The sequence below is a fragment of the Aestuariivivens sp. NBU2969 genome, from assembly GCF_019931125.1.
GTDB classification, from domain to species: domain Bacteria; phylum Bacteroidota; class Bacteroidia; order Flavobacteriales; family Flavobacteriaceae; genus Aestuariivivens; species Aestuariivivens marinum.
The window spans coordinates 123,275-132,598 of sequence record NZ_JAIOUU010000007.1 but is presented as its reverse complement, the minus strand read 5'-3'; the positions used below and the strand labels follow the sequence as shown (position 1 = coordinate 132,598).

The 9,324-nt window shown below is 36.0% G+C and carries 9 protein-coding genes; all 9 read right to left on the bottom strand.

The window, feature by feature from the left end:
* Window positions 1-463: 463 nt before the first annotated feature.
* A complete protein-coding gene (locus K7G79_RS07555) occupies window positions 464-1,048 on the bottom strand; it encodes an LUD domain-containing protein (RefSeq protein WP_223550690.1) in 585 nt (194 codons plus the stop codon).
* Window positions 1,049-1,051: 3 nt separating this feature from the next.
* A complete protein-coding gene (locus K7G79_RS07550) occupies window positions 1,052-2,422 on the bottom strand; it encodes a lactate utilization protein B (RefSeq protein WP_223550688.1) in 1,371 nt (456 codons plus the stop codon).
* A gap of 11 nt (window positions 2,423-2,433) precedes the next feature.
* Window positions 2,434-3,183, bottom strand: coding sequence for a (Fe-S)-binding protein (locus tag K7G79_RS07545; protein WP_223550686.1), 750 nt, complete (start codon window positions 3,181-3,183; stop codon window positions 2,434-2,436).
* Window positions 3,184-3,189: 6 nt separating this feature from the next.
* Window positions 3,190-3,525, bottom strand: a complete 336-nt coding sequence (locus K7G79_RS07540; protein WP_223550684.1) for an L-rhamnose mutarotase — start codon at window positions 3,523-3,525, stop codon at window positions 3,190-3,192.
* Window positions 3,526-3,556: 31 nt separating this feature from the next.
* On the bottom strand, window positions 3,557-4,336 hold the full coding sequence (locus tag K7G79_RS07535) for an SDR family oxidoreductase (RefSeq protein ID WP_223550683.1): 780 nt from the start codon (window positions 4,334-4,336) through the stop codon (window positions 3,557-3,559).
* 6 nt (window positions 4,337-4,342) lie between these two features.
* Entirely contained in the window at window positions 4,343-5,770 is a 1,428-nt protein-coding gene (locus K7G79_RS07530) for an alpha-L-fucosidase (protein WP_223550681.1), read from the bottom strand.
* Between the two features lie 32 nt (window positions 5,771-5,802).
* Complete coding sequence (locus tag K7G79_RS07525; protein WP_223550679.1) at window positions 5,803-6,660, bottom strand: fumarylacetoacetate hydrolase family protein; 858 nt, start codon at window positions 6,658-6,660, stop codon at window positions 5,803-5,805.
* An 80-nt stretch (window positions 6,661-6,740) separates the two neighbouring features.
* Window positions 6,741-7,520 carry an SDR family NAD(P)-dependent oxidoreductase gene (locus tag K7G79_RS07520; protein WP_223550677.1) on the bottom strand — a complete coding sequence of 260 codons (780 nt, stop codon included), beginning with the start codon at window positions 7,518-7,520 and terminating at the stop codon, window positions 6,741-6,743.
* Window positions 7,521-7,531: 11 nt separating this feature from the next.
* Window positions 7,532-9,196 carry a UxaA family hydrolase gene (locus tag K7G79_RS07515; protein ID WP_223550676.1) on the bottom strand — a complete coding sequence of 555 codons (1,665 nt, stop codon included), beginning with the start codon at window positions 9,194-9,196 and terminating at the stop codon, window positions 7,532-7,534.
* Window positions 9,197-9,324: the final 128 nt, after the last annotated feature.

The window sequence follows — 9,324 nt, the reverse complement described above, 5'->3', positions numbered from 1 at the left end:
TAATGTTTGGGTTTACTTCTCATATTTGCTAAGTTAATAACTAGCAAGCATATTCTCTCATCTTTGTGTCCAGTCTAATATAGGAAGTCCAGGTTTTTAAGAAAGCCAAATCAGGTCCAACAATTCAATGAAGAATGTGTTGTAAAAATACTAAAAATCTAATTGTTTTAGGTACAACATAGGTACAACATTTATTGATTTTTGTAGGTTTTTATTGGTTTTAAATCAAATCAATAAAAATGTAACTAATTGAAAATGATGTGATTTGTCTTTCTTTGGTCAAAAATACGCTTAACTTAGGATCTAGTGCCGCGAGGTGTGGGAGTTCGAGTCTCCCCGCCCGCACCGAAGAGCTTCTTGGTAACAAGGAGCTTTTTTATTTAAAAGCATGGTGTTTTAAAAAAAGTCTAGACAGAAAAGAAAGTTTAATGGGCTTTTTAGATCATGTTTAATACTGAAAAGCTTACTTTAAAAGAAATACAGATAAACTCAAGGCTCCGTGGGCACCGATAACTAGAGACTGTTCGATGTCTGCTGTTTTTGAAGGTCCGGAAATGAAAACACCAAAATTAAAATCGTTAAGCTTTTCATAGGCCTGATGCATATATGGAACTATAGAACGTTCATCTATTACAAAAACCAAATGTTTGGTTATAAAAGGTAAAATACGCATGGGCAGTAAGGAGTCTTCAACCCAAATAGCACCATTTTCCGAAACTGCCAAACCACTCTGTAGCACTAAAACATCCAAATCTTCTAGCTCGTGAGGTCTTTTAATAGCATCCATAGAGATGGTATTAAACCCAGTAGAGTTATCTAATGTGGAAAAATTTGAACGGGTGTTTGGTAGTAGGGTATTAATTTTTAAGGTTACCTCGTCCAGTGAGGTCATAGGGTAAACATTACCACCAACCACTTCAACCTTTTTTGTAAACTCTTTAACCAAATCCAAATCTTCATTAAAGATATAAGGATCAATAGTAGGTAAAGCAAGTTCATCTGGTTTATTAGCTTTTATTTTATTAAGTATATCGGTTCTGCTTCCCATGATTTATTGGCTTTTTTTCATTCTGTTTCTGTACCATTCATCAAAACTCTGCTTAGGTCCCTTTGGTAAATCTCTAGATTTTCCCCATACGTTAGGTTTTGCATTAATCATGGATTGAGGTAAGCTCCTAAGTGCCCAGCGTCCAATTTTACCAATTCGTTCAAATTGTTTTGGTTTAGAAAAGAGTTTACCCATGAATACCATGGATTTCTTTTTTACAAAAGGCTGTTTGGTTTCCTTGGTAATTATTTGCCGCCATTTATACAACTGACTATGGATATCTATTTTTACAGGGCATACATCAGAACAAGAGCCACATAGCGTAGAAGCAAAGGGTAAACTACTATGCTTGGTTAAATCTTTTCCAGGGGATAGAATAGAACCTATAGGTCCTGGAATGGTGGCATCGTAACTGTGTCCGCCACTACGTCTGTAAATGGGGCAGGTATTCATACAGGCACCACATCGAATACAATGTAATGATTTTCTAAAATCGGGTCTACCCAACTGCTCTGCTCGACCATTATCCACAATAACAATGTGCATTTTGTTACCATTCATGGGTCTTTTAAAATGCGAGGAGTATGTTGTTATGGGCTGACCTGTGGCCGATCTTGCTAACAAACGTAAAAAGACCCCAAGGTGTTCTTGCTTGGGGATTAGTTTTTCAAAGCCCATGCAGGCAATATGGATGGGTGCTAAATGGGTACCCATATCGGCATTGCCTTCGTTGGTACATACTACAAAGCCACCTGTTTCAGCAATGGCAAAGTTAACACCGGTAATAGCGGCATCGGCATTAATAAATTTTTCCCTAAGATGTTTTCTCGCTTCTTGGGTGAGGTATTGAGGGTCGCCATCACAGGGTTTGGTATGTAAATGCTCTTGAAATAATTTGTCTACTTCATGTCTGTTTTTATGAATGGCAGGCAGTACTATATGGCTAGGTGGTTCCTTTGCTAATTGAACAATACGTTCGCCCAAATCGGTATCTATAACTTCAATACCACGATCTTCTAAGTATGGATTGAGATGACATTCCTCTGTGAGCATGGATTTGCTTTTGACAACTTTTTTGGCTCCATGCTCCTCAAGAATTTGATGTACTATGGTGTTATGTTCTTTGGCATTGGCCGCCCAATGTACTTGTACACCATTTTTAAGGGCATTGGTCTCAAATTCAACTAAATAATCATCTAGATTGGAGAGAGTATGGGCTTTTATATTATGACCTAGTTCCCGTAAGGCTTCCCAACCCTTTACTTGATGAACCGACAGGTCTCTTTTGTGACGCACAAACCATAAGGCTTTATCATGCCAATTTACTTTTTGTTCATCTTTATTAAAGATACTTGCTAGTTTTGGATGGCTCATGGTCGTATCTTTTATAAAGTTTCGGTTATTTGACTATTTAATATTTCTGCAATATGCATAACCTTTAAAGGCTGGTTGTTCCTATTAACTAAACCTTCTAAATGCATCAAGCAAGAGGTGTCTGTAGCAGTTATTACCTCAACACCATTATCAAGATGGTCTTTAATTTTGTCTTTACCCATTTTCACGGAAACGGCCTCTTCTGTTACGGCAAAGGTTCCACCAAAACCACAGCATTCATCAGCACGGGACAGAGGCATAATTTGTGTTCCATTTACATTCTGGAGTAAATTTTCAATATAGGAATAGCTGTCGCCAACAATTTCAGAACAAGAGCCTAAACGTAAGCCACGTAAGCCATGACAGCTTTTGTGTACACCTACCTTAAAGGGGAAAGTAGCCCCTACATCTTTTATTTTTAATATGTTTACGATAAAATCACAAAGCTCATAAATATTGTTTCTTACATTTTTTACGCTAGGTGTTTGTTCAATGATGTTATAATGTTTTTTAACATGATAGGCACAACTGCCAGAGGGCGTTACGATATAATCGAAATCCTTAAAATTTTCAACAAAGTTTTTGCATGCACCTTCAGATTCATTTTCATATCCTGAATTTGCCATGGGCTGTCCGCAGCAGGTTTGTCCAGGAGGATAAACAACCTCCACTTTTAATTTTTCTAGAAGCTCAAGTGTTGCAATGCCCACTTGTGGGTATAGTTGATTAATATAACATGGGATAAACAATCCTACCTTCATGTGTTTCTATTTGTCTAATTCATAAATCTTTTCCATAAGTAACCACTTTTCTCCTTTTTTGGCAATAGGTAATGCTTGTTGGTAATTCCACATTAGGGTTTCCCATTCCTGTACTTTTGGATTATTCGTATCCATTTGTCCCTTCTTGTCAAAGGAAAACGTATCATTAACCTCAAGAATCATAAATAAACGATTGCCTACACAATAAATTTCAGCATCTTCAATTCCTGAATCCTTAATACTCTTGGTAATTTCTGGCCAAACATTTTTGTGATATGTTTTGTATTCTGAAATTAACTTCGGATCGTTTTTAAGGTCTAGGGCCAAACAATATCGTTTCATGTTTTAGATTTCAAGTTTTAGGATTATTAGCTTAAAGTGCCCTGTCTAAATGTGTGTAACCTCCATCTACAAAAATAAGCTGTCCTGTAGTGTGACTAGATTTTTCTGAAAGTAAAAAAGCTACAGTATCTGCAATTTCTTCAGCTGTTGTCATCCTGTTTTCTAAAGGGATTTTACTTGTTATTTTTTCTAATTGTGCCTTAGGATCATCAAATGTTTTAATCCAACTATCGTATAAAGGGGTATAGCATTCAGCAACTATAACGGCATTTACTCTTATACTGTATGGTAAGAGTTCTAAGGCCCATTCTCTAGTTAAGGCATTTCTTCCCCCATTTGATGCGGCATAGGCTGAGGTACCTCCTTGACCGGTAACAGATGTTTTAGAGCCAATATTTACAATGGCTCCTTTACTTTTCTTTAATTCAGGTAAGGCATAATGCGCCATTAAATAATAGTGTACCAAATTACGCTTTAAAGATTTTATAAAATCTTCATAATTGCCATGCTCCAAACCAACGCCATCATTTACACCTGCATTATTTACCAAGCCATCTATGCGACCGTAGGTATTAATAACAGCATCTACTGCAGCTTTGCATTGTTCGTTGTCTGTGAGTTCGGCTATAGCATAGTGGAGTTCGACACCTTCTTTTTTATAGTTGTTGACAATCTCCAGTACACTGGCTTCATTTCTGCTAACTATAAATGGGATAGCTTGTTCTTTTACTAAGGTTTGGACAATTCCCAAACCAATACCTTTGGAACCACCAGTTACAATAATGACTTTATCTTTTAATTTTAAATCCATTTATTTTTAAATTTCTTTACCTGTTATCTTAAATGACCAAGCAAAGGTTTTTTCATTCCAGGTAGATAATAAATCCTGAGGAACATGAATCTTTAAACCAGTCTCTTTGCTAAATTCCCATTTAAGATTATTATCTATACCTAATATTTTTATTATTGAATTTTGTTCTGGTTTGATATGGTTTAAGGTTAATACAGATTCAGGCTTTATTAAGGTTATGGCGTAAATAGTTTTAGAGCCCTTTTTCTTCGTAAACCTTATGTCTTCCCCTTGTTTAAAATTCTGTTCTAAACGATCGGTACTGTAGATAGCCTCACCATTTATAGCTAACCAATTTCCCATTTCAGTGAGTCGTTCAACACTGGGTTCTGGGATAAGGCCTTCGGCTGTTGGGCCAACATTTAAAAGATAATTGCCGCCTTTGGCTACAATATCAATTAAATTGTGAATTAATACCGTTGAAGATTTCCAGTTATCATCCTTCGACTTGAATCCCCAAGTATCGTTCATGGTCATGCACGACTCCCAGTCAGAAGATACTGTGCCTTCCAGGATTTCTTGTTCTGGCGTGCCAAAATCCCCTGCATAGTCGGCATCATCCTTGTTCATGCCTTGCATGCCCTGACGGCCTTTATCGACCCTGTTATTAATAAGAATACTAGGTTTTAATTCACGTACATATTGGTAGAGGGCTTTACCTTGATCATGGGTAAACTCTTCAACCCATTCCCCATCAAACCACATGATATCGGTGTCATACTCCGTAATTAGTTCTCTTAATTGTGGTTTTAGATAATCTTCTAAATAGCCTTTAAATTCTTCCTTGTCCTCATCGTTTACCTCACGATTTTTGGTATAGGTGTCAGCTTGTGCCTTAGGATGGTGCCAATCCATAATGGAGTGATAGGTGCCAAATTTGATGCCGTATTTTTTACAGGCATTAGAAAGTTGTTTTAAGATATCTTTTCCGTAGGGTGAAAAATCGGCAATATTATATTGAGACACTTTACTATCCCAAAGCGCAAAGCCATCATGGTGTTTCGATGTAATAACCACATACTTCATACCAGCATACTTCATAAGTTTTGCCCATTGATCGGCATCAAATTTTTGAGGATCAAAAGCTTTAGCGTAAGTTTCGTACTCCTCGATTGGAACTTTAGCGTTATACATGATCCACTCCCCAATACCTTCAATTTCTTCGCCATTATAAATACCAGCAGGGACAGCATAGGGACCCCAGTGAATAAACATACCAAAGCGGGCATCACGCCACCAAGCCATTCTATTATCAAAATCGGCTTTGGTTTCGTTTAAGTAATCTACTTTAACAACTTCTTCGGTTTCCTTTTTTTTGTCAGTTTGATTTTTACAGGAAATAGCCACGCTAAAAAGAAGTGTAGTTATTAAAGTTATATTAATGGTTGTTTTCATTTCCTATGATTTGTGGTTATTTAAAGAATGTTTTATTTTGTATAAGCTTTAGCTACTTGCCTTGATACTCCCAAACTTTCAATACCCAATTCCATAACATCTCCTGGTTTTAAATAGGTTGGTGGATTAAGCCCAAGTCCTACTCCAAAGGGTGTTCCAGTTGAGATAATATCTCCGGGGAGTAAGGTCATAAATTGTGAAATATAGGATACCACCTCTTCAACATTAAAAATGAAATCGGAAGTCGATGAATTTTGTAACTCCCTTCCATTAACTTTTAACCAAAGATTAAGGTTGTTAGGGTTTGGGATTTCATCTTTAGTAGCAATAAAAGGCCCAACAGGAGCGAAGGTGTCACAACCCTTTCCTTTACACCACTGGCCTTCTTTTTCTATTTGAAAAGCACGCTCTGAAATATCGTTGTGCAGCACATAACCAGCGATGTGTTTATAGGCATCTTCTTTTTCTATATATGAAGCTTTCTTACCAATAACTATTGCTAATTCTACTTCCCAGTCTGTTTTTTCACTATTTTTAGGAATAATTACATCGTCGTTTGGGCCACACAAGGCAGATGTAGCCTTAAAAAACAATACAGGTTCTTTAGGTATGGCCATACCAGATTCTTCGGCATGTTTGGCATAGTTTAAACCCACGCAAACAATTTTAGAAGGACGTACTAGTGGAGCCCCTAATCTTACATCTTTTTCTATTTTAGGACAATTACCTTGGGTTTCTTTTAACCATAATTCCAGTTTTTCTATACCATCACCACCAAAAAAGAATTCATCATAATCTTGTCCAAAACCCGATACGTCTAATCTAGTGCCATCTTCTAATTGAACTCCTGGTTTCTCATTATCTACTGCTCCAAATCGTATTAATTTCATGTGTTGTTTTTTACTTGTATTTATTATTTGTTTTACTTAAAAGTAGTTATGTTCTAACTCGTTTTAAATGTTTTACATTTTTATCCGTTTAATTTTATAAACCCACCATCAATAGGAAAATCGCTTCCAGTAATGAAAGAGGCCTCATCTGAACATAAATATAGCGCTAAATTTGCAATTTCTTCTGGTTTCCCCATTCGACCTATCGGCTGTGTTTTGGAGAGCGCCTCGAACATTTCAGCTTCCTTACCGGGGTAATTTTTTTTAATAAAACCATCAACAAAAGGTGTGTGTACCCTTGCAGGTGAAATACAGTTGCATCGGATGCCCTCATTTAAATAATCTTTAGCAACAGAATAAGTCATGGTTAGTGCCGCTCCTTTAGACATAGAATAGGCAAAGCGATCTGAAAGACCAACTGAAGAAGCTATAGAGGCCATATTTATAATGACACCACCACCTTGTTTTTTCATAATAGGTACAACTGCATGTATACAGTTGTAAACCCCTTTTACGTTTACATTGTAAACACGATCCAAATCCTCAACCTTGGTGTTTTCAACATTACCAACATGAGCGATGCCCGCATTATTTATTAAGATATTTATTTCGTTGTTTTCTGAGATTTTTTTCACGGTATCCATAACTTGTTGGTAATTGGATACGTCACATTGATAAAAGGAGGCCTTACCCCCTTTATCCTTAATGCTATTAGCTGCTTGCTTACCACTTTCGGGATTAAATTCTAAAATATGAACATGGGCACCTTGCTCAGCAAAAGTATTTGAAATAGCTTCACCAATACCACTGGCACCACCAGTTATGATTGCTGATTTCCCTTCTAAACTAAACTTTGACATCTGTATTTTTTTTATAATGACATTCCTCTTTTCCAAGGAATAAAATCATCTTGATTTAATTTTCTTGCTTTGGTTTGTTGTTTTCCACTGGCTACTTCAATAATAAAGTCTAATAAAGCTTCTCCCTTTTCTTTAATTGAAGAATTACCCTCTATAATTTCACCAGTATTAAAGTCTATAATATCATTCATTTTATTAAATAAGGTCGTATTTGATGAAACTTTTATAACAGGTGTTATAGGGTTTCCAGTTGGAGTCCCTAGACCTGTTGTGAACAAAATGATATTACAACCAGAACCGGCCAAACCTGTAGTGGATTCCACATCGTTTCCAGGAGTACACAATAAATTTAAACCAGGTTTAACAATTTGTTCGGTGTAATCCAATACGTCCTCTACAGGTGAACTACCACCTTTTTTTGCTGCCCCAGCTGATTTTATGGCATCTGTAATTAACCCATCCTTAATATTTCCAGGTGAAGGGTTCATTGAAAAAGGAGCCCCTAATGCAGTTGCCTTTTCATTGTAAACAGACATTATTTGAGAAAATTTTTCAGCCTTATCAGGATTTGTGCACCTGTTAATCAATTCTTGTTCAACACCGTTTAACTCTGGGAATTCTGATAGTACACTAGTGCCTCCGAGTGCCACAATTAAATCTGATACATATCCCAAAGTTGGGTTGGCAGAAATTCCTGAAAAACCATCAGATCCACCACATTCCAATCCAATGGCTAATTTACTTAAATTAGCTGGTTTTCTTTCTATTTTATTAGCATCAATTAAACCTACAAAAGTTTTTTTAATCGCTTCCGCCAAAAGATCTTTTTCGGACCTACTGTTTTGTTGTTCTAAAATATAAATTGGCTTTTGTAGGTTAGGAGCCATTTTTTGCAATGCCTGTTGTATAATATTAACTTGGGCATGTTGGCAGCCTAAACTTAAAATGGTGGCACCTGCAACATTAGGATTATTGATATATCCTGCTAGTAAGTGGCACAATGCCACAGCATCAGAAGTAGAACCTCCACAGCCCCCATCATGGGTTAAAAATTTAATACCATCAACATTAGGAAACAAATCACTTTTATAGCTTTCTTCACTTTCTTTTAAAATGTCTTTATTTAAGAGAACTTCGTTAGATGCTCCCGATTTATAATCAGCAATTAATGAATCTACATCTAATCTTAAATGTTGTTTTTTGCCAAAACCAAGTTTTTCAACCAATGCATCTTTTAAAACATTTACATTTCTATTTTGACAAAACACCAATGGAATAATAAGCCAATTATTTTCGGTACCTACTTTGCCGTCAATTCTATGATAGCCATTAAATGTTTTGTTTACAAACTTAGATATATCTGGAGCCTGCCATTTAATGGGGGTTTTATTATTATTAACTTGATATTCTTCAGTGGCATGTGCTAGATTAGAGGTGCTAATTAAATCGCCTTTAACGATTTTCTTTTTAGCTTTTCCAACCAATACACCATACATATATACGTTTCCACCTTTTTCTATTGTGTTGGTGACAAATTTGTGTTTGGCGGCAATGTGGTTTTGAATTATGTAATTATGATTTTCAAATATAATCTCTGATCCTTTTTCCAAGTCGGTTAAAGCAACAAGGACATTGTCTTTATCATGTATTTTAAGAACTTTTTGATGGTTGCTCATTTATTTTGATTAAAAAATACTTAGTACAATAGTACAACCAAACCAATAAAATATCTTACTTTTTTTCTACAGTTATTTATACTTTTTTTGCCTTTTTGGATTTAAAAAAGCGTTTTAAAGTTAGAATT

Bases quoted from the DNA above. Each gene is read 5' to 3' on its own strand.
- K7G79_RS07555 (WP_223550690.1), bottom strand. From the start codon at position 1,048: ATGGGAAGCAGAACCGATATACTTAATAAAATAAAAGCTAATAAACCA.
- K7G79_RS07550 (WP_223550688.1), bottom strand. From the start codon at position 2,422: ATGAGCCATCCAAAACTAGCAAGTATCTTTAATAAAGATGAACAAAAA.
- K7G79_RS07545 (WP_223550686.1), bottom strand. From the start codon at position 3,183: ATGAAGGTAGGATTGTTTATCCCATGTTATATTAATCAACTATACCCA.
- K7G79_RS07540 (WP_223550684.1), bottom strand. From the start codon at position 3,525: ATGAAACGATATTGTTTGGCCCTAGACCTTAAAAACGATCCGAAGTTA.
- K7G79_RS07535 (WP_223550683.1), bottom strand. From the start codon at position 4,336: ATGGATTTAAAATTAAAAGATAAAGTCATTATTGTAACTGGTGGTTCC.
- K7G79_RS07530 (WP_223550681.1), bottom strand. From the start codon at position 5,770: ATGAAAACAACCATTAATATAACTTTAATAACTACACTTCTTTTTAGC.
- K7G79_RS07525 (WP_223550679.1), bottom strand. From the start codon at position 6,660: ATGAAATTAATACGATTTGGAGCAGTAGATAATGAGAAACCAGGAGTT.
- K7G79_RS07520 (WP_223550677.1), bottom strand. From the start codon at position 7,520: ATGTCAAAGTTTAGTTTAGAAGGGAAATCAGCAATCATAACTGGTGGT.
- K7G79_RS07515 (WP_223550676.1), bottom strand. From the start codon at position 9,196: ATGAGCAACCATCAAAAAGTTCTTAAAATACATGATAAAGACAATGTC.